Here is a 26,060-nt window from a genome sequence, read left to right on the forward strand (position 1 = left end):
CTCAATTCTGAATCAGACTCAGGTAATTCCCGCTCGGGTACGCGGCGTTCAACCACGTCGCGAAGCGGTTCAACTGCGTGCCGTCGATGCCTTCGCCACGCATCAGCGGGATCTGACTCCAGGTCCACGTCGGGAAGTTCGCCGTCGTTCCACCCGATAGCGTGCCGGGTACGTAGCCGCTCGCGCACAGGCTTCGTATGCTCCAGCCGCAGGTCGTCTCGTAGCTGACCGCGTTCGGCTGACCTTCGCGCTGCCAGTCGGAGAGGTTGAAGCTCGTCGTGGTATCGAGCCAGTTCGACAGGAACGCGTTCACGACGGCCTGCTCGGTCGTTGGACTGGTGCCCCTCCAGACGCCGTTCTGTCCGCCGCTCCAGACGTCCAGCGGGCTCGTGTCGCGCGTGGTCCAGCCGCGATTGACGTCAGTCACGCCGACACCGTTGTCCATTTCCTGAGCGCCTTTCAGCACATACAGAAAGTTGCGGATCGGTTCCGTGCGACCGCTCGCCTGATAGAGGTTGTCGAGCAGCCCGTACGCGTATTGCCAGTCGACCGGCATCTGCACGTTATGAGCGCCCGAGCCGGGGTTGAGCAGGATCTGCAGGTAGTACCACTGGTTGGACTTCACATACTGGCCGACCGCGCTGCCAAACATGTTGTTGTCGATCGGGAAGTTCAGGATGTGCGGCGACACGTTGAAAACGAAGCGCCAGTATCCGCACCAGCCGCGCTTCTCCGGTTTCGGCGCTTTCTCTTCATTGACCCATGCAGTTGGGCAGTTCTGTTCCAGTGCAAAGTCCTGCGCCAGCTCCCACGACTTCAACAACTGCCATTGCGCGGTGCCGTACAGGTTTTCCTGCTGCGGGATCGTGTAGCTGCCGCTGCTCCCTTCGTTGGGCGGCGCGAAGTCCTCGCCGAACGCGACGCCCCAGTAATACAGGGCGTTGAAGATATCGCCCGTTGCGCCCTGCGCGTAACTCGTGCCGCCCTGGGCAAGCTGGGTTCGCATGTTGTAAGTGGCATTGCCGGTGCCTTCGCCCGCGTATTCCTTGTTCAGGTTGCTGTTCGTGAAGTAGTCGCCCCACGCGTCTTTCGGGTGAACGCGCGGCACCCAGTGGTTCCAGTCGGGCAACTGGAACCCGATCGGGATTTCGCGCAGATTGATCTGTCCTTTGGTCGAGACGGCGGCGGCGTTGACGCCGTTCGGAAAGATCGTTGCGAGCGTATCGAGATCGTTCTCGGAGACTGCGCCGAGACCCGCGCCGCAGGTCCAGTCGCTGACCGGCGCTGCGTCGAGTCCGGGGCCCGGCTGATAGGGCGGATTCCACGGACGGCAGTTCGCTCCCGGTGTGGGGTACTGGTTCTTCAGGCTGCGGATATAGCTGGCAATCTGCTGCCCCTGGGTTTGGCTGAGCCCGTGAAATTGGCTGCGCACGATAATCGAATTGTTCGAGTAGTTGAACTTGAACAGGTCGCTGCCGGTCGAGGTATGACAGTCCATGCAATGCGCCTGCAATGGATGGCCTGCGTTGATCGGCGACTCGATCAACGTGGCGCTTTGCCAGAGCTGCGCACCCGCATTGACGTCGCTGGCATTCGAAAGCGGCGCGGTCCATGTGGTTGGATCGTCCTGCACGAAGCGCGAATCGGCAATCAGTTTGTTGCCGTTGCCATCGAGCAGATTGAACGACAGCACGCGATAGCCGGAACTGACGCCGTCGGTCGTGTTGAAGCGGAAGTTGATCTGGTTGGCGCCGTTCACCGCGCCGGTGATCGGCACGTTCAGACTGATCGTGTCGTAACCGCCGCCGATGCCGCCATACAACTTCGCGTTGCCGAGCACCGTGACGGACGCGTTGGTCAGAGTGATCCAGCTGCCGCCGTTGATCTGGATCGAGCCTTTGCCGTCATAGGACAGGTTGTTGACCTGCATGGTCAGCGTCCGCGCCGACGCGCCTGCCGGAACCTGCAGCGTGGTGGCGATGACCTGGCCGCTCGAAGCGCTCATCACTTCGAGCGGCATGACAAGCGCGCCGGAAGCCGAGACCGGCGCGATGACCGGCGATGAGCCCGTCGGCGCGGGAGAGGGCGAGGCACTGCTGGTTTGCGCGCCGGATGAACCGCTACTACTGCCACCGCCGCCGCATGCGCTCAGAAGTACCGCACTCGATACCGAAATCATGACGACGCGATGCAGTTGTCTCATTATTATCTTCTTGGAAAAAACAGGCGGCGCGGCATTTGAAGTGCCGTACGGCCTGAAACGTTAAATGAGAAGCCTTGCCCGGACGACTCGATCCTTGCGGGCAATACACAATGACGGTGAAAAACGAGAAAATGCGTAGCTGAATGCGCGCAATGATTCGTGGTCGTTGCGGCAACGCATGCATGGAGTGCCATGCCCTTCGGTCCGGCCCGGCTTGTACTGTAGATGCCGTTTGTGTCAAATCGGGTGTGGCATCTTAAGCAATTTTGCTAAATTTTTAAAAAAGAAAATTGTATCTTTTCTTAAATACGCATAATGCGATGTATTGGCCGGTCTTATCTCTTAAGCGATTTTCTGGCCATTTCCGGCTGTGGGAAATTCGGCGTAAATGGAATATAAGAGTTGAATGAATCCGACGATTCTTTTAATTCCGTTGGTCGCATGTGCGGCGGCGCCGCGCAATGCGCAACGTCCATAGACGTGGTGTGAACCTGAACTTGAACGTGAGGAGGCGCCTCGCGTGGCCGCGAGTGTCGGCAACTGAAACGGGGAATAGGAGCAGGAAGCCGGAACAGGAAGCAGGAAATCAGAGCTGCCGCAAACAGTACTGCGCGAGCGCATCGAGCACCGTTTCATCCTCGCCGGCCGCGACTGCGCAGCGGATCTCGACAGCCGGGTGAGCGGCGCGGCACTGATCGATGATCGCGGGCAGATCCTTCCTGACGTGTCCGCCTTGTCCGAAGAAAACCGGTACGACGGTGATCGCGTCGCATCCTTGCCCAACGAGCTGGGTGACGGCGGTGGGCAGATCGGGCTCCATCAACTCCAGAAACGCAAGCGTCACCGCCTGAGCGCCGCCACTCGATGCGCGTGCCGCGCGCAGCTTGCCGGCGAGCCGTTCGAACGGCTCGCGCCAGCGCGCATCGCGCGCGCCGTGACCAAACAGAATCAGTCCGTGCATAGCCATCGCGTCAGCCCCCGATTCCGATGATTGATCCGCGCCGATGACGGCACCCTAGTGCCGGTCGACCCACTTCAGCCCGACGAGGCCGAGCACGAGGTACACGAGCCCGGGCGTCGCCGCGGTCAACGGCGCGGGCCATGTATTGAGCGTGCCGATGTGCGAGAACAGCGTGTTGAACAACTGGAAGCTCATGCCCAGCATGATGCCGCCGAACACCTTCACGCCGACCACGCCCGCGCGCGTATGGAGATACGCGAACGGCAGCGACAGCACGAGCATCACGAACACCGCGAACGGATACAGCACCTTGCGCCACAACGCGATTTCATAGCGCTGCGTGTCCTGATGGTTCTCGGTCAGATGCTGGATGTAGCGGAACAGGTTGAACATCGACATCCGGTCCGGCGACACCAGCAGCACCGAGAGAATCTGCGGCGTCAGCTCCGAGCGCAGCGAATACTCGGGCAGCGTCACCTGATTCGCGCGATAGACCGGATTGAGCGCATCGGCCGGCGTGCCCGGCGCGGGCGCCACGTCGATCAGCTGCGTATCGGTCACGCCGGTCAGCAGCCAGTGGCCCGGCGGCTGATAGCGGCCGCTTTGCGCGATGCGCACGTTCGAGAGCCGGAACTTCGAATCGAACTCGTAGATGCGCACGTTGCTGATCGTCGCGTCGGGCTTCAGCTCGCCGACGTTGACGAAGCGCGTGACCTGCTCGCCGTCGGCGCGCTCGGTGAGCGTGTCCTTGACCCACACGCCCGACTGGAAGTTGCTCGACACCGACGAGCCGAGCGCCTCGAGCCGCACGCGCTCGGAGAGCTGATCCGTGTACGGGCCGACCACCTCGCCGATCAGATACGTGACGATCACGAGCGGAATGCCGATTTTCAGCAGCGAGCGCAGCGCCTGGTTCGTCGCGAGGCCGGACACGCGGAAGATCGTGTACTCGGAGTTCGCCGCCATCTGCGCGAACACGTAGATCGCGCTGATGAGCGCCGCGACCGGAATGATTTCGTAGAAGCGCGACGGCGTTTGCAGCGCGACGCGCAGCACCGCGTACTGGAATTTGTAGTTGCCGTGGCCGACCGAATTCAGTTCGTTGATCAGGTCGAAGAAGAAGAACAGACCCGAAAACGCAAACAGGATGAAGACGAACGTGAGGTAGATCTGACGCGCGAAATACCGTTCATAGATGCGCATCGGTCAGGCCTCCTGCGAACGGCGGAACATGGCCCGCGTGAAGAGCGGCCGGTTGCGCACACGCAGCCAGAAGATGAACGCGACGATCGCCGCGACGATCACGTGCAGGATCACGAGTCCGAGCGCGAACGACATCTTGCCTTGCTCGATCCACGACTGCACCACGTTCAGCAGATTCGAATACGTCAGATAGATCAGCACGGCCATCACGAGATTGATCGTGCGGCTCCTGCGCGGGTTCTGGTGCGCGAGTGGAATCGCGAGCAGCATCAGGTTGATCGCGATCAGCGGCAGCCCCGCGCGCCACGCGAATTCGGCGAGATTTTCCCGCGTCGGATTGCGCAGCAGTGCGAGCGTGGGCAAGCCGGTGGTCGTGGGCGTATTGATGACCGGCTGGCTCTGGATCTTCACGCCGTAGCGCTCGAACTCCATGATGCGGAAATCGGGGTGGCCCGGCTCGCCGTCGTAGCGCCGGCCGTTCTCCAGCACGACGAAGCGGTCGCCATTCGGGCGCGTCTCGACGTGACCGTTCTTCGACACCACCACGTTGACCTTGCCGCCCTCGGTGCTCGTCACGAACACGTTCTCGACGTGCCCCTGGTCGGGCGACATCTTCTCGATGAAGAACACGCGGTGCGTGGTGGGCGATTCGCGGAACTGCCCCGGCGCGAGCAGCGAGACTTCATCGCGCTGCTGGAAGCGCGCGCGGATCAGCTTGCTCTGCTGGTTCGACCACGGCCAGCCGACGAACACGAAGAACATGATGAGGATGATGATCGGCGTGGCGAAAATGCCGATCGGCTTGATGAATTGCGTGAGGCTCACGCCCGAGGACAGCCACACGACCATCTCGGAGTCTTTGTACCAGCGCGTGAGCACGAACAGGATCGACACGAACAGGGTCGCGACGAGCATGATGGCGAGATAGCCGATCACGGTGAGGCCGATCAGGACCAGCACGTCGCGCGGGTCGATCTCACCTGAGGCCGCGAAGCCGACGATACGGATCATCATCGTCGTCAGCACCAGCGTGAGCAGAACCATGAACACGGCACCCGCCGTGTACGCGAGTTCGCGCTGAAGGGAACGTTCGAAGATCATTATTGATGACGAGAGGGGGCGCTCTCAGCGACGCGCGGGTTCGATCCCGTCACGCCTCCGGTGCAGCCGCCGCGGGAAAAATAGCGGATAATTGCGGCTTTCATCCTAAGCCCAGATTTTATCCGAGGACAAGCGCGATGGACTTTAGCATAAAAGCCTGTGATTGGACCAAAGGCTCGACGAACGGTTTCGTGACCGGGAAATCCGACTGCATCGTAATCGGCGTGTTCGAGTCGCAAACGCTGTCGGGTGCGGCGCTGGAGGTCGACGAGGCCACGAGAGGCCTGCTCACGCGCATCATCAAGGCCGGCGACATGGACGGCAAGGCGGGCACGACGCTGTTCCTGCACGAAGTGTCGGGCATCGGCGCATCGCGAGTGCTGCTCGTCGGCCTCGGCAAACAGGACGCTTTCAGCCAGAAAGCCTACGGTGAAGCGGTGCGCGCAGCCTGGCGCGCGCTGCTCGGCACGAAGATCGTGCAGGTCACGTTCACGCTCGCGCAATTGCCGGTGCTCGAACGCACGACCGACTGGTGCGTGCGCGCCGCGATCCTCGCGCTGCGCGAGCTGACCTACCGCTTCACGCAGATGAAGAGCAAGCCGGACAACGCGCCGCGCGCGCTCAAGCGCATCGTCATCAGCGTCAACACCGGTGATGAGAAGGCGGCCAAGCTCGCCGCGAAGCAGGGCGCCGCGCTCGCCAACGGCATGGACCTCACGCGCGACCTCGGCAATCTGCCGAGCAACGTCTGCACGCCGAGCTACCTCGCCGGTACCGCGAAAAAGCTCGCCAAGGACTGGAAGCTCAAGGTCGAAGTGCTCGGCGAGAAGCAGTGCGAGGCGCTCAAGATGGGCTCGTTCCTGTCGGTCACGGCCGGCGCGGTCGAACCGGCGCAGTTCATCGTGCTGCAGTACCAGGGCGGCGGCGCGAAGGCCGCGCCGGTGGTGCTGGTCGGCAAGGGTGTCACGTTCGACACGGGCGGCATCTCGCTCAAGCCGGGCGAGGGCATGGATGAGATGAAGTACGACATGTGCGGCGCGGGCTCGGTGCTCGGCACGCTGCGCGCGGTCGCCGAAATGGGCCTGAAGCTCAACGTGGTCGGCATCATTCCGGCGGTCGAGAACATGCCGTCGGGCACGGCCACGAAGCCGGGCGACATCGTCACGAGCATGAAGGGCCTCACGATCGAGGTGCTCAACACCGACGCCGAAGGCCGTCTCATTCTGTGCGACGCGCTCACCTACGCGGAGCGCTTCAAGCCGGCCGCGGTAATCGACATCGCCACGCTCACGGGCGCGTGCATCATCGCGCTCGGCCATCACAACAGCGGCCTGTTCTCGAAAGACGACGCGCTCGCGGGCGAGCTGCTCGACGCGTCGCGCGAAGCCGCCGACCCGGCATGGCGCCTGCCGCTCGACGACGAGTATCAGGATCAGCTCAAGTCGAACTTCGCGGACGTCGCGAACATCGGCGGACGTCCGGCCGGCAGCGTGACGGCCGCGTGCTTCCTGTCGCGCTTCACCGACGCGTATCCGTGGGCGCATCTGGACATCGCGGGCACCGCGTGGAAGAGCGGCGCGGCGAAGGGCGCAACCGGCCGTCCGGTGCCGCTGCTCGCGCAGTTCCTGATCGACCGCGCCGCGCAATGACGCATTGCAGTAAGCGCGTGGGCGGCACGCGGCAAGCGCGGCGGAGCGGCCGATGACGAGAATCGACTTTCATTCGAACGTCGGCGATTCGCTGCTGTACGCCTGCCGGCTCGCGCGCAAGGCGTATCAGGCGAGCCAGCCGCTCGTCGTGCTGGGCGAGCCCGCGCGTCTGCGGGCTTTCGACGAAAAGCTGTGGACCTTCTCACCGCTCGACTTCGTGCCGCACTGCATGGCGGGCACGCCGCTTGCTGCCCACACACCTGTCGTGCTGGCCGCGAATCTCGACGATCTGCCGCATCACCAGGTGCTGCTCAATCTCGGCGCGACGGTGCCGGCGCAGTTCGCGCGCTTCGAAAGATTGCTCGAAGTGGTCGGTAACGCACACGACGAGCTTATCGCCGGGCGCGAGCGCTATCGCTTCTATCGCGATCGCGGCTATGCTTTGAACAACTACAAGCAAGGCAGCTAGGTTTCATCCTGTCCGCTTTGCGTGCGTGGCGTGAGCCGCTTCCGGGTCGCTCGTGCGTTCCTTATGCGCCTCTTTTGCGTTCCCCGAGCGGCACGCGCGGCGTTCGCCATGTCCATAACGGTCCATTGTGCCGCACAGCGTTGCCGCCGGCGGCTCACGAGAGCTGCCGATGAACGCGGCATGCAGGCGGCCTGCTTCTGCTTCGACTCAAACACGGAGAGCACGCGTGTCCGATCCCAATGACAATTCGATTCCGGTCCTGAACGAGGTTCTCGTGCAGGGCCACGCACCGCAGACACGCAAGGCGCCGGGCGAGGCCGCCGCGCCGGCCGCCCAGCCGGCCTCTGAACCCGCAACACCGCGCGAGCCCGTGTTTCGCACCGAGCCCGCGTTCGTGCCGCCGCCGGCGCCTCAGGCCGAACCGACGCTGGCGCCCGAGCCCGAGCCCGAGCCCGTGCCCACGCCCGTGCCCACGCCTGAACAACCGGCCTCGGCGGCCCCGGTGCCCGCGCCCGAGGCCTTGCACGCGCACGAACCCACGGCCGCCGCGGAGCCCCCGGCCGCATCGCCGGCCGCGCATCCGGGCGAGCCGGTGTCCACCGCGCAGGTCGAGCTGCATCAGCCGCATGTGGCCGATCACACTCACGCGAAAAAACGTGTGCGCCCGCATCATGGTGTGCATGTGCGCCATGCGCACGATGGGGCGCATGACGAAATGGAGGTCTCGCCGGGCGTGTTCGGCCGCATCGAACCGCCGCCGCCGCTCGAAGCCGGCACGATCGTGCCGCCCGATATCGGGTACGAAGCCGGGCACGAAGCCGGTCATGACGCTGCGCATCAAGCCGCTCCGGCGGAGCCTCAACTCGACACCGAGGTGATCGCCGAACGTCTGCGCGGACGTTTCGCGGGCTTTTTATCGGGCGAGGGGCGCGGCATCATCGAAGCGCGCTGCCGCGATGCGTTGCAGCAGCACACGAGTCTGCTCGTCAGCCAGATCACGCGCGAAGTCGCGCAGACGCTCGAAGCCGAAATGACCAGCTGGGTGCGCGAAGCCGTGGAAGAAGAGCTTGGGCGGCGCTCGGGCCGCGCGTGATGCTACGGAGCGACGTAAGAACCAGGCGCTGAGGCGGTGTTCAGAGCGGTGCCGTGCAGGCCGGCACCGCGTGTGGACACCTTCCCTTCAGCGAGGCACGGGTCTTATCGGATGTTCATTGTTTGAGCGTCAGCACCCAGGTCGCGAGCAGGGCCGCCTGATCGGGCGTGAGCTGCGTGTTCGCGGGCATCGGCACCGATCCCCATACGCCGCTGCTGCCATCCAGAATCTTGTGCTTCAGATACGTCGCGGCGTCCTCGTGTCCGGCATACTTTATCGCGACGTCGTGCAGTGACGGACCCATGAAGCTGCGCGTGACCGAGTGGCAGCTCATGCAGTTCTTCTGCTGCGCAAGCGCGAGGCCGGTGGCGGCCTCCGCATGCGCAGCAGGACTGGCGGTGCTCAATATGACGCCCAGTGCAACAGCGGCTGCTACGGCTGCATACGACATCGATTTCATTTTGGTCTCCGCCGATGCAGGTGCCCGGCTCGTGGTGCACGCATTATAAGAGCAAAGGGGCGCACGGTTTTTCGTGCGCCCCTTTGCGTTTGTGCGTAGAGGTGCGTAGCGGTGCGGAGAGTCGGCCCTGTCTTGTGCGGCCTTGCGCAGCGGACCGCACGCGTGCTCTGCGTGCGGCCTGCCATCAGCGCCTGGCCCCTGTCACCCCGTCACCGCTCCCCGGTTCGCGGGCTGCGCGAGCGCGAAATACTTCGCCATCACGCCGCGCGTGTAACGCGGCTTGGGCGCCTGCCAGGCGGCGCGGCGGCGCTGCAGTTCGGCGTCGTCGACGTTCAGTTGCAGCAGCAGCTTGTGCGCGTCGATCGTGATCGAATCGCCTTCCTGCACGAGCGCGATCGTGCCGCCGGCGAACGCTTCCGGCGCGACGTGGCCGACCACCATGCCCCACGTGCCGCCCGAGAAGCGGCCGTCGGTAATGAGGCCGACCGATTCGCCGAGCCCCTTGCCGATGATCGCCGAGGTCGGCGCCAGCATCTCCGGCATGCCGGGGCCGCCCTTCGGACCGAGATAGCGCAGCACCACGACGTCGCCGGCGACGATCCTGTCGGCGAGGATCGCTTCGAGCGCGCTCTGCTCGTCGTCGAACACGCGCGCCGGCCCGGTGATGACCGGATTCTTGAGACCCGTGATCTTGGCGACCGCGCCGTCGACGGCGAGATTGCCCTTGAGGATCGCGAGGTGGCCTTCCTTGTACAGCGCTTTCTCGATTGGGAAGATCACCTGCTGATCGCTACGCGGCTTGCCCGGCACGTCCTTCAGTTCTTCAGCGAGGGTTCTGCCGGTGATGGTCATGCAATCGCCGTGCAGGAGGCCCGCGTCGAGCAGGATTCTGAGCACTTGCGGAATGCCGCCCGCCTTGTGCAGGTCGGTGGCGACGTACTGCCCCGATGGCTTCAGATTGCAGATCACCGGCACTTTCTTGCGCATGCGCTCGAAGTCCTCGATCGTCCATTCGACCTCGGCCGCATGCGCGATCGCGAGATAGTGCAGCACCGCATTGGTCGAGCCGCCCGTCGCCATGATGAGCGCAACGGCGTTTTCGATCGACCTCTTCGTGATGATGTCGCGCGGCTTCAGGTCCTGCCTGACCGCTTCGACGAGCACGCGCGCCGATTCGGCCGCCGAGTCGACCTTTTCCTGGTCGGGGTTCGCCATCGTCGACGAATAGAGCAGCGACATGCCGAGCGCCTCGAACGACGAACTCATCGTGTTGGCCGTGTACATGCCGCCGCACGAACCGGTGGACGGGCACGCGTTGCGCTCGATCCCTTCGAAGTCTTCCTGCGACATGCGCCCCGCCGTGAATTCGCCGACCGCCTCGAACGACGACACGATGGTCAGGTCGGTGCCCTTCCAGTTGCCGGGCCGGATCGTGCCGCCGTACACGTAGATGCCCGGCACATTCATGCGCGCGAGACCGATCATGCCGCCCGGCATGTTCTTGTCGCAGCCGCCGATCACGACCACGCCGTCCATCCACTGGCCCTGCACGCAGGTCTCGATGCAATCGGCGATCACTTCGCGCGACACGAGCGAATACTTCATGCCCTCGGTGCCCATCGACATGCCGTCCGAGATCGTCGGCGTGCCGAAGATCTGCGGGTTCGCGTCGGCGTGTTTGATCGCGGTGACGGCCGCATCGGCGAGACGCTGCAGGCCGGCGTTGCACGGCGTGATCGTCGAATGGCCGTTGGCGATGCCGATCATCGGCTTGTCGAAATCTTCTTTCTGATAGCCGAGCGCGTAGTACATCGAGCGGTTCGGCGAGCGCGCGACGCCTTGCGTGATGTTTTTTGAACGACGGTTGTATGCCATGGGGAAGCTCCGGTCTGTTCTGTGCGTGATCCGTGCCGCGCGGGCGGTGCGCCGGTGCGGCCGATGCCTGGGTTGGGTCGCTGTATTGGGTCAGTGCGGTGGTGCATGCGCCGGCAGGGCTCGCCGGCGCATCCGTTCAGTGTAGTTCCGCCGCGTTGGAGCAGGCGGGCGGTTTTGCGCGACGCGCGTCCCGTGTATTATTGACGCCTGTTTAGGTCGTAAAACGTATTAATCATGCTGCCGACGATTCCCGACCTGCGCCAGTTGCGCTACTTCGTCACCGTCGCCGAAGAAAGGCATTTCGGCCGCGCGGCCGTGCGTCTGTCGATGACACAGCCGCCGCTCTCACAGGCCATCCGCGCGCTCGAGGAAACGCTCGGCGTCGCGCTGTTCGCGCGCACCAAGCGTTCGGTCGAGTTGACGGCGGTTGGCGCCGATCTGCTGCCCGAGGTGCAGCGCCTGCTCGCGGCCGCGGAAGGGCTGCGTCCGCTCGCGCAGAGCCTCGCGCGCGGCGAGGCGGGCGTGCTGTCGCTCGCGTTCGTTTCCACCGCGGATTACGGCCTGCTGCCGCTGCTGCTGCGCGATTTCGGCGTGCGCCATCCGCGCGTGCGGCTCGAACTGACCGAGGCCACGAGCGACGTGCAGGTCGAGGAACTGGCGGCTGGGCGCATCGACGCCGGCCTCGTGATCGCGCCGCTGCCCTCGCGTTACGCCACGCAACTGTCGTGGCTGCCGCTCGCGCGCGAGCCGCTCGTGATCGCGATGTCGACGGAGATGGCGGCGCGCGTGCAGGGCGCTGGCGGCGCTGGCGGCGCTGATGGGACTGACGGCACTGACGGCGCGGCGGACTGCGCCCGCATCACCGGTCCGCAGGCCGACCCCCGCGCCGAATGGCTCGACACGCCGGTCAGCCTGCGCGATCTCGCCGACGCGCCGCTCGTGATCTTCCCAAGACGTCTCGCGCCGGGCTTTTATGACATCATTATGGATTGCTACGGCGTCGCGGGCATCGCTCCCCGAATCGGCCAGGAGGCGATCCAGATGCAGACTATCGTGAGCCTCGTGTCGGCCGGCATGGGCGTCGCACTGGTGCCGCAATCGTTGCGTAACCTGCGCCGCACCGGGGTCGTGTACCGGCCGCTGTCCGAGTCGGTGCCCGCGATCGAGACGGGTCTCGTCTGGCGTACGGACGAGGTGAGCCCGGTGCTGGCGGGCTTCATCGAGATCGTGCGCGCCCATGCCGCGACCGTTGCGCCGCGCGTCTAGCGGTGGCGCCGCGGTGAACGCCGCGCGCGCGGCGCCGTCCAATGCATGCCGTCGCGGGCGCGGTCCGCTCGCCGTTCGTCCGCTTGTGGGGAACGTGGCAAGCGGTTGCCGGCTACGCCGTCGAACCGCTGCCGTCGAACCATTGCCGTCAACCACTGCCGTCAATCACTGCCGTCAATCACTGCTGTAAAACGCTTCTGAACCTGAACTGCCCATAACTACACGATGCTCATTCACCCCAATTTCGACCCCGTCGCCATTCATCTGGGGCCGCTCGCCGTGCGCTGGTATGGCCTGATGTACCTCGTCGCGTTCGTCGCGGCTATCGTCGTCGGCCGGTTGCGGCTGCGTTTGCCGTACGTCGCCGCGCAAGGCTGGAGCGCGAAGGATATCGACGACATGCTGTTCTACGGCGTGCTGGGCACAATCTTCGGCGGCCGGCTCGGCTACGTGCTGTTCTACAAGGCGAGCTTCTATTTCGCGCACCCGCTCGACATCTTCAAGGTGTGGGAAGGCGGCATGTCGTTTCACGGCGGCTTTCTCGGCGTGACGCTCGCGATGATCCTGTTCGCGTATCAGCGCAAGCGTTCGTGGCTGCAGGTGACCGACTTCGTCGCGCCGATGGTGCCCACGGGGCTTGCGGCAGGGCGTCTCGGCAACTTCATCAACGGCGAGCTGTGGGGGCGCGTGACGGATCCGTCCGCGCCGTGGGCGATGCTGTTCCCGGGCGCCGCGCCCGACGACGCCGCGTGGCTCGCCGCGCATCCGCAACAGGCCGCGCAATGGCATCTGAACGAAGTGTTCGCGCAATATCACATGCTGCCGCGGCATCCGTCGGAGCTGTATGAGATCGCGCTCGAAGGCGTTGTGCTGTTTTTCGTGCTGATCTTCTTCTCGCGCAAGCCGAAGCCGCTCGGCGCGATCTCCGCGATGTTCCTGATCGGTTATGGTCTCGCACGCTTCACGGTCGAATTCGCGCGTGAGCCGGACGATTTCCTTGGCCTGCTCGCGATGGGCTTGTCGATGGGCCAGTGGCTGTCGCTGCCGATGATTCTCGCGGGCATCGGCCTGATGGTGTGGGCGTATCGCCGTGGGCGCCGTGAAACGGCGCAGGCGGTGAGCGCGAACTGAGAGAGTCGTCGATCTGTTGAGCCGGCCGCCACGGTTTGCCCTGGGGCATCGTGGCGATCGGCGTAGCGAGTCTTCAATGAAAAACGCCGCGGCATGAAATTCATGCCGCGGCGTTTTCCGTTTGCGCGCTGTCTGCGTATCGGCAGCCGCGTGTCGCCTTGCAGTTTCGCAGCCAGCGTGCAGCGTTGTAGCGCGGCCAGCGCCGCGCGTTACTTCATCTGCACCGAGCCCGATACGTTGACCGTCACCGTCGACGTGCCGCCTTCGAGCGACATCGGCGCCATGCCCTTCGCGTCGGCGCCCATTGCACGCGCGCTCATCATCATCATCGGACGCGGCATGACGCCGCTGTGATTCACGTTGACTTCGCGGATCGAATAGCCGCTAAAGCCAAACGCCTGCGCCGACGAAGCCGCCTGCTCGCGGAACGATTTGATCGCCTCGCCGGTGAGCCGCTGCTCGGCGGCGCGCTGCGCTTCCGGTGACAGCGAGAAACGCACGTTGCCGACCTGCATGATCGATGCCATCTGCCCCGCGAGCTTCGACGCCGCGCCGAAGTCGCGCGATTCGAGCACGACTTCCGTGCGCCCGCGCCACGCCGAAATGTGCCCGTCGCGATCCGTCGACGGGAAGATCGAGAACGAGCCCGTACGCGCCGTCACGCCGCTCACACCGCGCGCTTTCTGCAGCGCGGCGTCGGCGCGCTGGTTCAGCGTCTCCGTGAGCGAGGATGGATCGCTCGCTTGCTGCTCGTAAAACATCGTGATTTCGACGACGTCCTGCGGAATTTCCGCGCTTGCCTGGGCATTGAGCGACAGGACGCCCGCAGGCTGCGACTGCATGACGCCCTGCGCGCGCGCGACGGTTGGCATCAGCGCGAGCGCGGCAGGCGCGGTGCAGGCGAGAGCGAGTGCGAGTGCACGTGCGGTTTTTTTCGTCATTGCTGAACTCCTTGTTTGAACAGGTTGTGCACGTTTGACGCGAGCGCCGTCTTGCGGCGCGGTGTTGGCGAGTTCGCCGGTGAACGGGGATTGCGGTTTCGGATCGGGTTGGAGTGGATTGCCGAGCCGTCGTTGTACGGGTTGTCGGGCTTGCGCGATCCGCCGTTCAAACAAGCCGTTTGGTGATGAACCGCCATTCGGCTTCTGTTACCGGCGTGATCGACAGACGGTTGCCCTTGGCGAGCACGCGCATGTCCTGCAACTCCGCGTGCTCGCGCAGCGCGGCAAGCGGAATCAGCGGAATCTTCTTTTTGAACACGACGTCGACAAGCATCCAGCGCGGCGTTTCCTGCGACGACTTCGCGTCGTAGTACGGACTCTGGTTGTCGAACTGGGTGGGGTCCGGATAGGCGGTGGACGATACTTGCGCGATGCCCGCAATGCCCGGCTCTGGGCAGCTCGAATGATAGAAGAGCACCCCGTCGCCGACCTGCATGATGTCGCGCATGAAATTGCGCGCCTGATAATTACGCACGCCGGTCCACGGCAAGGTGCGATGCGGTGCGTTGGCGAGGTCGTCGATGCTTGCTTCGTCCGGTTCGGACTTCATTAGCCAGTAGCGCATGAATCGAATTGAACGTTAAGGTTTGAACGACGCGCAAGAACCGGCGTGTGCAGGAAAGCGCGCAAAAAAACGCCTGAAAACGGCAACTGAAAACGACACTCCAAAGAAAAACGGCATCGAACCGAAGCCCGATGCCGTTCCAGATAAGATCCCCGCCTTAGCCGCTAGGCCGGCATCCTGAACCGAGGGTTCAGAATTGGTCGCAGTTAGCAACACTTCGGGTACATCAGACAGAGTGACGCGCACGCCCGTGCTACAAATTTCCGCAACCGTGCACATGGCATTGGTTCAAGGAATGTATGACCTTGGCGAACCAGGCAGGGAAGCTAAACCGATGAAGCTACAACAATCAACTTTAACGAAAGAACTCAAACGCTTGCCGCGATCTGTTCATGCGCTTCACAAGCAATGCCACAAATAATGCAAGCGCACACGAACATGACTCAAAAACACCGCGTTTGAAGCCACTTCGTTGAATTCACGACCGGTTCCAGACCGGCCAGCTGCTACTTACTGCAAGCTGTACTGCTGAATCACAGTGCCCAGCTGTTCGTTCATTTGCTGCATTGTACGCCGGATTTCTTCAGCGGGAAATGCTTCTCCGTGTCGCACGCTGTCCTGCAGCTTAAGCAGTTCCGATGCCAGCGACAGCGCCGCCATGACTGCAATGCGGTCCGTGCCGCGCACGTTGCTGCCGTTGCGGATCTTCTTCATTTCGGCGTCGACGCGAGCGACCGCCTCGCGCAGCGCGCCTTCGGTTTCCGGCGAGCAGGCGAGTCGATAGGGCACGTCGAGAATCGATACTTCGATCTGCTTGGTGGTCATGCGTTTTCTCCGTGGCGGCTCACGTCGCTTTCTGCTTCGCCGGTTTCGGGCTGAGCGGATTCGAGCAGATCGAGCTGGTTATCCGGTTCGCTGCTCGCGCGTGCGCGCGGCAATTTCTCGAGAATCGCATTCAGGCGCACCTGAGCGTCGTCGATCTTGGCGGACAGCGTATCGCGCTCCGCCTCCAGGGTGTCGCGCTCCTCGCGCAACTGCGCGAGTTCCGCGCGCGTGGCTTCTACGTCGGCACGCGCCTGCGCGAGCTGCTCTTCGAGCGCGAGCCGCGCATCGTTGTGGCGCTGACTGATCGCAATCAGTTTGCCGATATTCTGGGAGAGTGATTCGAGTTCGGTGAGCATGTGCAGCGTCCTCTAAAGACATCGCATTTTAGCGCGGAATATTGCAGGTTCCGATAATTGTCTCGTATCGAGACGTAACAACATCGCTTCGTGCAAGCTTTTTTCCGGACCATAAGATGAAAAAACGTTTGCGGATCGGACAATAACCTGCATCCAACGGAACCGCTCGTGCACGGATTGACCTTTCTTGACGCTCGGCGAGGCCGCTCCTAAACTTGCGGCACTCTGGTGCCCGCGCGCGCTTTTCAGTGCGCGTAGTTAAACGGGAAGCAGGACGCGCGCGGTGCTCAGCAACCGTCGCGCGAACCTGCGCTGCCCCCGCAACGGTAAGCGACCGCATGTCGTCATGCAGGTCGGTCCTGATCGCAGGTTCGAGGTTCAACTTGCGAGTTTGCCACTGCGCGTTACGCGTGGGAAGGCGGGACCGATGTGTCGCAGCCCGGATACCGGCCAGAGGGAGAGGACGTCCCCCGCGAAAACGTTAAACATCGTGGGCGCCTCGTTACGCGTCGGCCCGCGGGGAAGCAGGCCGCGCACGCTATCCACAGGAATGTCATCCCATGCTGTCCCCCTTCGCTCGCGCGGCGCTGCTCGCTTTTGCGGGCCTGCCGCTCGTCGTGCATGCGCAGACCGACGAGCCCGCGGCTGCGCCGTTTTCCGCGCCGTCGTCCGCGTCTTCCGTGCCGGCCGATGCTTCGTCATCGCCATCGTCGTCCGCTTCGTCATCGTCGTCCGCTTCGTCATCGTCGTCGCCATCGGCTTCGTCCTCCGCTTCGCCTGCCGCGGCCGCTTCTCCTGCCGCAGCTGCGAATGCCGCCGCGAATACACCGGCCACGGTGCTCTCGCCGGTGGTCGTGACCGCGGAACGCGGGCCGCAAGCGCTCGCCGACGCGATTCCCGCGACCACGCTGTTCGATCAGCAGGACATCGCCGACACCACCGCGACCGATCTGCCCGGCCTGCTGCAACTAGCGCCCGGTGCGCAAATCTCGCGTACGGGTGGCCCTGGTTCGACGGCGAGCCTCTTCCTGCGCGGCGCGTCGTCGACGCAATCGCTGCTCCTGATCGACGGCGTGCGCGTCGATTCGGTGAGCCTCGGCTCCGCGCAGCTCGCGCAGATTCCGCTCGACCAGATCGATCGCGTCGAAGTGGTGAACGGCAACGTGTCCGCGTTGTATGGCTCGGGCGCGATCGGCGGCGTCGTGCAGGTGTTCACGAAAGACGGCGGCGATCATCCGCCGCGCTTCTATTTTTCGGTGGGCTACGGCAGCTATCACACGCAGACGCAAACGGCGGGCGTGAATGGCGCGCTCGATCAGGACGGCCGCACGACCTTCAGCATCTCGCTCGCGCGCACGAAGACCGACGGCTTCTCGTCGCTCAATCCGATCGAGGCGCCGGGCGCGAATCCGAACGCGAACGGCAATCTGAACGAGAGCATCTCGGCGTCGCTGCGCCACAAGTTCAACGACAAGTGGGACGCGGGCGTGACCTATTTCCAGTCGAACGGCAACAACAGCTACGACAATGCGTATGGCGAGCCGACCGATCTGAACAACCTCTATAGCAAGGTGCGTCAGGTGTCGGTGTTCGCGAACGGCAAGCTGACCGACTGGTGGACCACGCACTTCACGGTCGCCGAGGGCGACGACCGCAGCGTGTCGAACACCAACGGCATCTACAACGGCCGCTTCGATACCGATAATCGCCAGTACACGTGGCAGAACGATTTCGCGCTCGCCGCGAACCAGAAGCTGCAGCTCGGCTACGAGCATCTCGACCAGAGCCTCGACTCCGATACGTTCGCCGCGCCCGACCGTCACGTGAATTCGGTGTTCGCGGGCTACACTGCGCGTTTCGGCCGCAACCAGATTCAGGCCAACGTGCGGCGCGACCAGTACTCCGATTTCGGCGGAGCGAACAGTTACTATCTCGGCTACGGTTTTGACATCACGTCGCACTGGAAGGCAACCGCAAGTTATTCGGATGCGTTCCGCGCGCCGAGTTTCGACGATCTGTACTATCCGCTGAGCGGCAATCCGTCGATCAAACCCGAGCGCAGTCATTCGGTCGAAGCCGGCTTGCAGTACGCGTCGGACATGCTCGGCGTGATGCGTGTGAGCGCGTTCCAGACGCGTTATACGAATCTGATCAACTACGTGCAGACGATCCCCGGCATCTTTTTGGCCGAGAACGTCGGCCATGCGAAGGTGCAGGGGCTCGAAGGATCGTGGAGCGGTCATGTCGGCAAGACGGATGTGCGCGCGTCGGTGACGCTGCAAAATCCCGTCGACCTGGACAGCGATACCGACCTCGTGCGGCGCGCGCGCCAGTTCGGCTCGCTCGCGATCAATCGCAGCATCGGCGGATGGCGCGTGGGCGGCGAGTGGATCGTGAGCGGCCCGCGTGTGGACAGCACCGGCAATCTGGGCGGCTACGGCATCGTGAATCTGTCGGCACGCTACAACATCACGAAAGCGTGGTACGTGAGCGCGCAAATCGAGAATCTGTTGAACAAGGACTATGAAACGGTCTACTCGTATAACTCACCGCGGCGCGGCGCGTATGTCACGCTCGGCTGGCAGCAGCAGTGACGCACGCGCCCGGTTCGGCCAACGCGTGAGCGCACGCGGATGAACCGCGCGCCGGGTTCGCTGCCCGCTGCCGGCCAGGCCGTGCGCACGATGAGCGCGAAGCGCGCGGCCGCGATCTGGCTCGGGCTCGCGATCGCCGCATTGGCGGTGCTCGTCGCGTCGCTTGCGCTCGGCAGTGTGCCGCTCGCACCATCGCGCGTGCTGGCCGCGCTCGCGCCGCTGCACGCGTGGCACGGTGCGCCCGCGGGCACCAACGATCTCGCCGGCGAAATCGTGCGCACCTTGCGTTTGCCGCGCGCGGTGGCGGGCTTCGCATGCGGCGCGCTGCTCGCGCTCGCGGGCGCGCTCCTGCAGGTGCTGCTGCGCAATCCGCTGGCCGAGCCGTATGTGCTCGGCGTATCGGGCGGCGCGGCGACGTTCGCGCTGGTTGCGATGATCGCGGGCGGCGCGTGGTGGATCGTCGACGCGAGCGCGTTCGCGGGCGCCTTCGTATCGATCCTGCTCGTGCTCGGCCTCGCGCGGCGCGAGTTGTGGCGCGGCGAGCCGCAGGACACGTCGCCGCGGTTGCTCCTGACCGGCGCGGTAATCGCGGCGGGCTGGGGCGCGCTGATTACGCTGCTGCTCAATCTCGCGCCCGACAGCCGCTTGCGCGGCATGCTGTTCTGGCTGACCGGCGACCTCAACGGCGGCGCGCTGCCCTGGACCGCGCTCGCCGCGCTCGCGCTTGCGCTACTCGCGATCGTGCCGGCCGCGCCGCGCCTGAACGTGTTGTTGCGTGGCGACGCGGCCGCGCAGGCGCTCGGCGTCGCGGTGATGCCGTTGCGCTTGCGCGTGTATCTGGTGGCCTCGCTCGCGGCCGCCGCGGCGGTGACGACGGCGGGCACGATCGGCTTCGTCGGCCTCGTGGTGCCGCATATGCTGCGGCTCGCGTTCGGCAACGATCAGCGCATGCTGCTGCCGGCCGCCGCGCTGGGCGGCGGTGTCGCGGTGATGGGCGCGGACCTGGTCGCGCGCACCGTGATCGCGCCGGCGCAATTGCCGGTCGGCGTGATTACGTCGCTCGTCGGCGTGCCGGTGTTTCTGTGGATGCTGCTGAAGAGACGCCGATGATGCGCGCTCACGCCCACGTCCACTCCCCGGCATCCGCTGCCGTTCTGAGCGTGCAGCGCCTGACGTTGCAGGCTGGCGCGCGCGCGCTGCTCGACGCGTTCACGCACACGTTTTATGCGGGCGAAATCTGGTGCGTCGCCGGGCCGAACGGCGCGGGCAAGACGACGCTGCTCTCGACGCTCGCGGGGCTGCGGCACGCGTCGGCGGGACACGTCGAACTCGACGGCCTGCGTCTCGCCGACTGGCAGCCCTTGCCGCTCGCCCGGCGCCGCGCATTGATGCCGCAAGGCGCCAACGACGCGTTCAGCGCGAGCGTTCTCGACATCGTGATGCTGAACCGCTTCCCGCATCTGGGCGGCTGGGGCTGGGAGCGCGACGCGGATCGCGCGGCCGCGCATGCCGCGCTCGAACGGCTCGGCCTCGCGCAATTCGCCGCGCGCGACGTGCTGTCGTTATCGGGCGGCGAGCGCCAGCGTGTCGCGCTGGCCGCGGTGCTGTGTCAGGACGCACCGCTTCTGCTGCTCGACGAACCACTGTCGCATCTCGACTTGCATCATCAGATCGACTGCCTCGAAGCGCTCGTTGCATGGGTGCGCGAATCACGCCGCAGTGCGCTGCGCAGTGTGCTGCGTAGTGTGCTGTTTTCGTGCCACGATCTGAACCTCGCGCGCCGTTTCGCGACGCACGCGTTGCTGCTCGACGGCGAGGGCGGCGCGTACGCCGGCCCGGTGCGCGACGTGCTCACGCCCGCGTTGGCAAGCCGCGCGTTCGGCTATCCGTTGATTCTGATTCGCGACGGCGAACACGAGGCGCTGATACCCGCGCCGCGTTCGCGTCACGAATCGCCTGCCGGTCATGACATCGCGTCAGGCTGACCTTTTCATTCCGATCATCCCGACATTCACGCTTTCCGTTTTCCGTTTCCCGCTCACACTTATGACTCGCTTTCCACGCCCCGCCGGTTTGCCCGAGGTCGACCCGCTCGATCAGACGCTGCGCGCCGAGCTGCAACACATCATCGATACGCGGACCAAGCCGCCCGGCAGCCTCGGCCGCCTGGAAGCGCTGGCGCGGCAGATGGGTCTGATCCAGCGCAGCACGCATCCAACGGTCGCGCGTCCCGCGATGATCGTTTTCGCTGGCGATCACGGCATTGCCGCCGAAGGCGTGAGCCCGTACCCGCAAGCGGTGACCGCGCAGATGGTCGCCAACTTCCTCGCGGGCGGCGCCGCGATCAACGCGTTGAGCCGCGTGGCGGGCCTCGAACTCGAAGTGGTCAACGCGGGCATCGCGACGCCGTTGCCGTCGGCGCAAGGGCTCGTCGACATTCCGGTTGCACGCGGCACGCGCAACTTCGCGCACGAACCGGCGATGACGCGAGCCGAAGCGCTGGCCGCGCTGCAGGCGGGCGCGGCGCGCGTGCGTCATCACGCGGCGCTCGGCACCAACGTGATCGGCTTCGGCGAGATGGGGATTGCGAATACGTCGTCGGCCGCGTGTCTGATGAGCCGCTTGTGCAGCGTGCCGATCGACGAATGCGTGGGGCGCGGCACGGGTCTCGACAACGCGGGGCTCGCGCGAAAGCGCAACGTGCTCTCGGCGGCGCTCGCGCATCACGCGCAGACACAAGCGCCGCTCGACGTGCTCGCGACGTTCGGCGGCTTCGAGATCGCGATGATGGCGGGCGCCTATCTCGCGGCCGCCGAAGCGCGCATGACGATTCTGGTCGACGGCTTCATCGCGACCTCGGCGCTGCTCGTCGCCGATGCGTTCTCGCCCGACGTGCGCGAGTACTGCGTGTTCGCGCATGCGTCGAACGAAGCGGGGCACCGGCGCATGCTCGATCATTTCGGCGCGCAGCCGCTGCTGTCGCTCGACATGCGGCTCGGTGAGGGCACGGGCGCGGCGCTCGCGGTGCCGCTGTTGCGCGCGGCGACGGCCTTCGTCAACGAGATGGCGAGCTTCGACTCGGCCGGCGTCGCGGATCGCGACGCGTGATATGAATCCGCTCGCGGAATTGCGCTACTTCTTCACGGCGCTCGGTTACTTCACGCGCGTGCCCGTGCCGCGCTGGGTCGGCTACGAGCCGCATTATCTGAACGCGGCGGCGCGCTATTTTCCGCTGGTCGGCGTGTTGATCGGCGCATCGAGCGCGCTCGTCTATCTTGCCGCGCTGCGCGCGTTTCCGGCGGGCGTCGCGGTGCTGCTGTCGATGGCCGCGTCGCTCCTCATGACGGGCGCATTTCACGAAGACGGTCTCGCCGATTGCGTCGATGCATTCGGCGGCGGCTATACGCGCGAGGACGTGCTGAGCATCATGCACGATTCGCGCATCGGCGCATTCGGCGCGATCGCGCTCGTGATCGCACTCGCATTGAAGTGGCAAACGCTCGCGGCGTTGCCGCCGTTGCGCGCGGCCTGCCTGATGATTGCGGCGCACGGCGCGAGCCGCGCGTGGGCGATCAGCTATCTGGCGACGCTCGACTATGTGCGCACCACGGGCAAGGCGAAGCCGGTCGCGCAGCGCCTGAGCGGTCCCGCGCTGCTTTGCGCCGCGCTGTTCGGTTTGCCGTGGCTGCTGTGGCCGGGCGGCCCCGGTGCGCCGGACTGGCGCTTCGCCGCGCTGACGTGCGCCGTGCTGCTCGTGTTGCGCTTCGCGATGGGCCGTTATTTCGTGAGGCGCATTGGCGGCTATACCGGCGATTGCCTCGGCTTCGCACAGCAGATTTTCGAATTGAGCATCTACCTCGTGGGGCTCGCGTGGATCTCGTCCTGATTCGTCATCCTGCTGTCGCGCTCGATCCGGGGGTGTGCTACGGCGACAGCGATGTCGCGCTGGCCGAAAGCGCCGAGGTGTCGTCGGGCGCACTCGCGCTGAAGCTTGCGACCTTGCAGGTGCCGGCCCCGCGCGTGCTGATCTCGAGCCCGCTCACGCGCTGCGCGGCGCTTGCACTGAAACTCGCGAACGAGTTCGGCTGTGTGCTCAGCCATGACGAGCGTCTGAAGGAAATGAATTTCGGCGCCTGGGAGTTGCATCGCTGGGACGCGATCGATCGCGCGCAGCTCGACGACTGGGCCGCCCATTTCGAATATGCGCGCGCGCATGGCGGCGAGAGCGTCGCGCAGTTCGCCGCGCGCGTGCACGCGTGGTTCGATGCGTTCACGCAGACGCGCGAGCGGTCGCCCGAGCGGTCATCCGAGTGCTCGCCCGCGTATGTCGTCACGCATGCGGGCGTGATACGGGCGATTGCGTCGCGAGTGCTGGACGTGCCGCTTGCGCGTTGTCTGCACTGGTCGCTCGATATGACGGGACTTGTCTGGCTGCGGCGCAACGACGAAACGCAGCAATGGTCGCTGGTGCGCTGGAATGCGTGAAGAGGGGCGAGCGCAGGACGAGCACATGACGAGCGCGGCGGTGCCTCGCTGGTTTCACGGCGCGCGCGTTTTCCTGCGCGAGCGCGCGAGGTCGAGATCCTCGCATAACTGCCGCGCACCTTGCGCGATGCGCGGCGCCGCGCGGGTGATGAGATCGCCGTCGATCGCGAACAGGTTGTCGTTCGCGACGGCGGCAAGGCCCGGCCACGCGCGCCACGTGTCGAGTTGCGGCAGCGTCGTGTCGGGTGGCGTGGCGCCGGGCGCGGCGGTGACGATGGCTTCCGGGTTCGCCGCGAGCACTGCTTCGGTCGAGACGGTCGGCACGAGCGGCTGCAATCCCGCGAATACGTTACGCCCGCCGCACAGCGCGATCACGTCGCTGACCATGTGCTCGCCGTTGAGCGTCATCAACGGTTTGTCCCAGACCTGGTAGAACACGCTCACGGTCGGCCGGCTCGCGTACCGCGCGCGCAAACGCGCGATGTCGTCGCGATACGCGGCCGCTGCCGTATTGGCCGTGGGCGACGTGCCGAGCAATTGACCGAGCTTCGTCAGCGCCACGGCCACGTCGTCGAGACGGCGCGGCTCGCTGAAAAAGAGCGGGATGTGCAGCTCGCGCAGCCGGTCGATCTGACGCTCGGCATTGCCATGCCGCCACACGACGACCAGATCGGGCTTCAGCGCGACGATACGCTCGAGGTCGAGCGACTTGTTGTCGCCGACACGCGGCAACTGCTTCGCCTCGGGCGGATAGTCGCTGTACGACACCGCGCCGACCATCTTCGCGCCGCCGCCCGCGGCGTACAGCAACTCGGTGACGTTCGGCGCGAGGCTGATGACGCGCTGCGCGGGAGCGGGCAGCGTAACGGTCGCGCCGCTATCGTCGGTGACGGTGATCGCCGCGTGCGCGGCCAGCGCGGTAAGGGAAAGCGATGCGGCGGCGAAGAGGCGGGACGTGACGCGGGGGAAGAAGCTGGAAAAGACGCCGAAGCCGAAGCCGAAGCCGGACGGAATGACGTAGCGCGTCGCCGCTTCGTGGAGGTTGCCGCCGAGCGCGACCGGTCCCGCTGCCGCGCTCGGGCGGGATTGCATCGGGGCGCTCATGCGCTCATCCCTGCGCTCATCGATTCGCGCGTCCGTCCGCTTGCACTGAGGTTCGCCGATTCGCTCAGCCATGAAACGGCACGCTCAACAAGGCCAGCACGATCAGCGCGGCCAGCCACAGAATCAGTGCGCGCTCGACCAGCATCAGCGCGGCGCCCACGTCGCGCGCCTCGGCGGGGTGCCCGAAGCCGAGCGTTGGACGTTGTTCGAGTGCCCCGTGATAAACCGCCGCCCCGCCGATCAGCACGTTCAGGCTGCCCGCGCCCGCCGCCATCACCGGGCCCGCATTGGGGCTGTCCCAGCGCGACGCCTGTTCACGCCAGCAGCGCCATGCGGTCAGCGTGTCGCCGAGCAGCGCGTAGCTCGCGGCGGTCAGGCGCGCGGGGATCCAGTTGAGCAGGTCGTCGATGCGGGCCGCGGCCCAGCCGAAGCGCAGATAGCGCGGCGTGCGATAGCCCCACATCGCGTCGAGCGTGTTGGCGAGGCGAAAGCCGAGCGCGCCCGGACCGCCCGCGATCGCGAACCAGAACAGCGCGCCGAAGATCGCGTCGTTGCCGTTCTCGAGCGCCGATTCGACGGCCGCGCGGGCGAGCGCGGCTTCGTCGGACTGCGTGGTGTCGCGCGACACGACCCTCGCGGTCAACAGACGCGCCGTGGCGAGATCGTGTGCGCCGAGCGCACGCGCGATCGGCACGATGTGATCGCGCAGGCTCTTCGCGCCGAGCGCGAACCACAGCAGCGCGACATGTAGCGCGCAAGCCGCGAAAAACGGCAGCACGGCGGCGAGCCACCACGCGATCAGCACCGGCGGCAGCACGGCCAGCGCCCACGCGAGCAGCCCCTTCATGCGCAGGCGCCGGCCGTGGTTGAAGCGCGCCTCGATGCGCGCGGCCCAGTTGCCGAAGCCGGCGAGCGGATGCGCGCCGCGCGGCTCGCCAAACCAGCGGTCGACGGCCACGCCGGCGGTGGCGAGCGTCGCGATCAGAGGAAACGTCAGCATCACGTGCGGCCCGTGGTTTTTAAAGCGAGCGGCAGGCCCGCGACCATCAGCGTGGCCGTGCTGCTCAACGCCGCGATGCGCTGATTGAGGCGCCCGAGTTCATCGACGTATAGACGCGTAGCCGCGCCGAGCGGCACGACGCCCAGGCCGATCTCGTTGCTGACCACGATGATCTTGCCGTGCGCATCGCCGAGCGCCGCTTCGAGCGCGGCGGTGCGCGCGTGATAGTGAGCGAGCGGCGGCGCGTCGCCGTCGGCGGGACACAACAGGTTCGCGAGCCACAGCGTCAGGCAGTCGATCAGCAGGCAATGGCCGGGCGCGTCGTGCTGCGCGATGGCGCCGGCGAGGTCGTCGTCCGCTTCGACGAGGCCCCAGTGCGCGGGCCGCCGCGCGCGATGATGCGCGATGCGCGCGCTGAATTCGGCGTCGCCGGTCACGCGGGCGGTCGCGATGTAGGTAACGGGCAGGGCGCTTTCGCTGGCGAGCCGTTCGGCGTGCGCGCTCTTGCCCGAGCGGGCGCCGCCGAGAACGAAAGTGAGGTCGCGGGGAATCATCGCGTGATTGTACCGGCGGGCGGTGACAGCCGGCGCGGTGGGATAATGCCCGCGCGTTTGCACGGCCGCCGCGCTCGACGCGTGCGGCATCGCACTCACCGCTCATTCCGATCCGATCGCATCCGTGACCCGAACTCCGACGACTCCCGCTGACGCTTTGCCCGT

General features: G+C 65.4%; 25 protein-coding genes, 1 other RNA gene and 1 riboswitch. Of the genes, 12 read left to right on the forward strand and 14 right to left on the reverse strand.

Going from position 1 to position 26,060, the window contains the following annotated elements:
- Position 1: 1 nt before the first annotated feature.
- A complete protein-coding gene (locus B9Z01_RS14750) occupies positions 2-2,020 on the reverse strand; it encodes a hypothetical protein (protein WP_085484198.1) in 2,019 nt (672 codons plus the stop codon).
- Between B9Z01_RS14750 and B9Z01_RS14755 the strand changes: the two genes are divergently transcribed.
- Positions 2,019-2,267, forward strand: a complete 249-nt coding sequence (locus B9Z01_RS14755; protein ID WP_085484200.1) for a hypothetical protein — start codon at positions 2,019-2,021, stop codon at positions 2,265-2,267. The two genes, B9Z01_RS14750 and B9Z01_RS14755, sit on opposite strands and share 2 nt — an antisense overlap.
- Positions 2,268-2,789: 522 nt before the next feature.
- On the opposite strand, the gene B9Z01_RS14760 is transcribed toward B9Z01_RS14755, so the two are convergent.
- The 3 genes from B9Z01_RS14760 to lptF are packed head-to-tail and all read right to left on the reverse strand — an operon-like array spanning position 2,790 to position 5,468.
- The gene (locus B9Z01_RS14760; RefSeq protein WP_085484202.1) at positions 2,790-3,170 is read right to left on the reverse strand and encodes a sirohydrochlorin chelatase; all 381 of its coding nucleotides are present in this window, start codon (positions 3,168-3,170) and stop codon (positions 2,790-2,792) included.
- A gap of 48 nt (positions 3,171-3,218) precedes the next feature.
- Positions 3,219-4,367 carry an LPS export ABC transporter permease LptG gene (gene lptG, locus B9Z01_RS14765; protein ID WP_085484204.1) on the reverse strand — a complete coding sequence of 383 codons (1,149 nt, stop codon included), beginning with the start codon at positions 4,365-4,367 and terminating at the stop codon, positions 3,219-3,221.
- A 3-nt stretch (positions 4,368-4,370) separates the two neighbouring features.
- The gene (gene lptF / locus B9Z01_RS14770) at positions 4,371-5,468 is read right to left on the reverse strand and encodes an LPS export ABC transporter permease LptF (protein WP_085484206.1); all 1,098 of its coding nucleotides are present in this window, start codon (positions 5,466-5,468) and stop codon (positions 4,371-4,373) included.
- Positions 5,469-5,605: 137 nt separating this feature from the next.
- Between lptF and B9Z01_RS14775 the strand changes: the two genes are divergently transcribed.
- The 3 genes from B9Z01_RS14775 (at position 5,606) to B9Z01_RS14785 (ending at position 8,679) form a co-directional block, all read left to right on the forward strand.
- Entirely contained in the window at positions 5,606-7,117 is a 1,512-nt protein-coding gene (locus B9Z01_RS14775) for a leucyl aminopeptidase (protein WP_085484208.1), read from the forward strand.
- Between the two features lie 52 nt (positions 7,118-7,169).
- The gene (locus B9Z01_RS14780) at positions 7,170-7,586 is read left to right on the forward strand and encodes a DNA polymerase III subunit chi (RefSeq protein WP_085484210.1); all 417 of its coding nucleotides are present in this window, start codon (positions 7,170-7,172) and stop codon (positions 7,584-7,586) included.
- Positions 7,587-7,812: 226 nt separating this feature from the next.
- Positions 7,813-8,679: a DUF2486 family protein gene (locus B9Z01_RS14785; RefSeq protein WP_085484212.1), complete on the forward strand. Its 867-nt coding sequence runs from the start codon at positions 7,813-7,815 to the stop codon at positions 8,677-8,679.
- Between the two features lie 115 nt (positions 8,680-8,794).
- On the opposite strand, the gene B9Z01_RS14790 is transcribed toward B9Z01_RS14785, so the two are convergent.
- The gene (locus B9Z01_RS14790; protein ID WP_085484214.1) at positions 8,795-9,139 is read right to left on the reverse strand and encodes a c-type cytochrome; all 345 of its coding nucleotides are present in this window, start codon (positions 9,137-9,139) and stop codon (positions 8,795-8,797) included.
- A gap of 201 nt (positions 9,140-9,340) precedes the next feature.
- Complete coding sequence (gene ilvD, locus B9Z01_RS14795; protein WP_085484216.1) at positions 9,341-11,014, reverse strand: dihydroxy-acid dehydratase; 1,674 nt, start codon at positions 11,012-11,014, stop codon at positions 9,341-9,343.
- Between the two features lie 234 nt (positions 11,015-11,248).
- Here ilvD and B9Z01_RS14800 point away from each other — a divergent pair, with 234 nt between their 5' ends.
- Both B9Z01_RS14800 and lgt read left to right on the forward strand, forming a co-directional pair.
- A complete protein-coding gene (locus B9Z01_RS14800) occupies positions 11,249-12,280 on the forward strand; it encodes a LysR family transcriptional regulator (protein ID WP_085484218.1) in 1,032 nt (343 codons plus the stop codon).
- Between the two features lie 225 nt (positions 12,281-12,505).
- Positions 12,506-13,411, forward strand: coding sequence for a prolipoprotein diacylglyceryl transferase (gene lgt, locus B9Z01_RS14805; protein WP_085484220.1), 906 nt, complete (start codon positions 12,506-12,508; stop codon positions 13,409-13,411).
- 209 nt (positions 13,412-13,620) lie between these two features.
- On the opposite strand, the gene B9Z01_RS14810 is transcribed toward lgt, so the two are convergent.
- The 5 genes from B9Z01_RS14810 to B9Z01_RS14830 all read right to left on the reverse strand — a co-directional run bounded on the left by B9Z01_RS14810 (position 13,621) and on the right by B9Z01_RS14830 (position 16,158).
- Positions 13,621-14,352, reverse strand: coding sequence for an SIMPL domain-containing protein (locus tag B9Z01_RS14810; RefSeq protein WP_085484222.1), 732 nt, complete (start codon positions 14,350-14,352; stop codon positions 13,621-13,623).
- 166 nt (positions 14,353-14,518) lie between these two features.
- Positions 14,519-14,977, reverse strand: coding sequence for an EVE domain-containing protein (locus tag B9Z01_RS14815; RefSeq protein ID WP_085484224.1), 459 nt, complete (start codon positions 14,975-14,977; stop codon positions 14,519-14,521).
- A gap of 145 nt (positions 14,978-15,122) precedes the next feature.
- A non-coding RNA gene (ssrS, locus tag B9Z01_RS14820) (6S RNA) lies at positions 15,123-15,304 on the reverse strand.
- Between the two features lie 183 nt (positions 15,305-15,487).
- Positions 15,488-15,802, reverse strand: a complete 315-nt coding sequence (locus B9Z01_RS14825) for a cell division protein ZapA (RefSeq protein ID WP_085484226.1) — start codon at positions 15,800-15,802, stop codon at positions 15,488-15,490.
- Positions 15,799-16,158: an ATPase gene (locus B9Z01_RS14830; RefSeq protein ID WP_085484228.1), complete on the reverse strand. Its 360-nt coding sequence runs from the start codon at positions 16,156-16,158 to the stop codon at positions 15,799-15,801. The genes B9Z01_RS14825 and B9Z01_RS14830 overlap by 4 nt, the downstream gene beginning before the upstream one ends.
- Positions 16,159-16,367: 209 nt before the next feature.
- Positions 16,368-16,627: riboswitch (cobalamin riboswitch) on the forward strand.
- Positions 16,628-16,718: 91 nt separating this feature from the next.
- Here B9Z01_RS14830 and B9Z01_RS14835 point away from each other — a divergent pair.
- From B9Z01_RS14835 to cobC, 6 genes are all read left to right on the forward strand, one after another.
- The gene (locus B9Z01_RS14835; RefSeq protein WP_085484230.1) at positions 16,719-18,752 is read left to right on the forward strand and encodes a TonB-dependent receptor domain-containing protein; all 2,034 of its coding nucleotides are present in this window, start codon (positions 16,719-16,721) and stop codon (positions 18,750-18,752) included.
- A gap of 39 nt (positions 18,753-18,791) precedes the next feature.
- On the forward strand, positions 18,792-19,862 hold the full coding sequence (locus B9Z01_RS14840) for a FecCD family ABC transporter permease (RefSeq protein WP_085484232.1): 1,071 nt from the start codon (positions 18,792-18,794) through the stop codon (positions 19,860-19,862).
- Entirely contained in the window at positions 19,859-20,737 is an 879-nt protein-coding gene (locus B9Z01_RS14845) for an ABC transporter ATP-binding protein (RefSeq protein WP_085484234.1), read from the forward strand. Before B9Z01_RS14840 ends, B9Z01_RS14845 begins: the two co-directional genes overlap by 4 nt.
- Before the next feature lie 61 nt (positions 20,738-20,798).
- Entirely contained in the window at positions 20,799-21,860 is a 1,062-nt protein-coding gene (gene cobT, locus B9Z01_RS14850) for a nicotinate-nucleotide--dimethylbenzimidazole phosphoribosyltransferase (RefSeq protein WP_085484773.1), read from the forward strand.
- Position 21,861: 1 nt separating this feature from the next.
- On the forward strand, positions 21,862-22,638 hold the full coding sequence (locus B9Z01_RS14855) for an adenosylcobinamide-GDP ribazoletransferase (protein WP_085484236.1): 777 nt from the start codon (positions 21,862-21,864) through the stop codon (positions 22,636-22,638).
- Positions 22,623-23,237: an alpha-ribazole phosphatase family protein gene (gene cobC, locus B9Z01_RS14860; protein ID WP_085484238.1), complete on the forward strand. Its 615-nt coding sequence runs from the start codon at positions 22,623-22,625 to the stop codon at positions 23,235-23,237. The genes B9Z01_RS14855 and cobC overlap by 16 nt, the downstream gene beginning before the upstream one ends.
- A 54-nt stretch (positions 23,238-23,291) precedes the next feature.
- Here the strand turns inward: cobC and B9Z01_RS14865 are convergent, their stop codons facing one another.
- The 3 genes from B9Z01_RS14865 to cobU all read right to left on the reverse strand — a co-directional run bounded on the left by B9Z01_RS14865 (position 23,292) and on the right by cobU (position 25,895).
- Entirely contained in the window at positions 23,292-24,341 is a 1,050-nt protein-coding gene (locus tag B9Z01_RS14865) for a cobalamin-binding protein (RefSeq protein WP_244196023.1), read from the reverse strand.
- Positions 24,342-24,405: 64 nt separating this feature from the next.
- Positions 24,406-25,341, reverse strand: coding sequence for a CobD/CbiB family cobalamin biosynthesis protein (locus tag B9Z01_RS14870; protein ID WP_085484241.1), 936 nt, complete (start codon positions 25,339-25,341; stop codon positions 24,406-24,408).
- Entirely contained in the window at positions 25,341-25,895 is a 555-nt protein-coding gene (gene cobU / locus B9Z01_RS14875) for a bifunctional adenosylcobinamide kinase/adenosylcobinamide-phosphate guanylyltransferase (protein ID WP_085484777.1), read from the reverse strand. The genes B9Z01_RS14870 and cobU overlap by 1 nt, the downstream gene beginning before the upstream one ends.
- Positions 25,896-26,060 lie beyond the last annotated feature (165 nt).

It is taken from the genome of Paraburkholderia susongensis (genome assembly GCF_900177725.1).
Classification (GTDB): Bacteria; Pseudomonadota; Gammaproteobacteria; order Burkholderiales; family Burkholderiaceae; genus Paraburkholderia; species Paraburkholderia susongensis.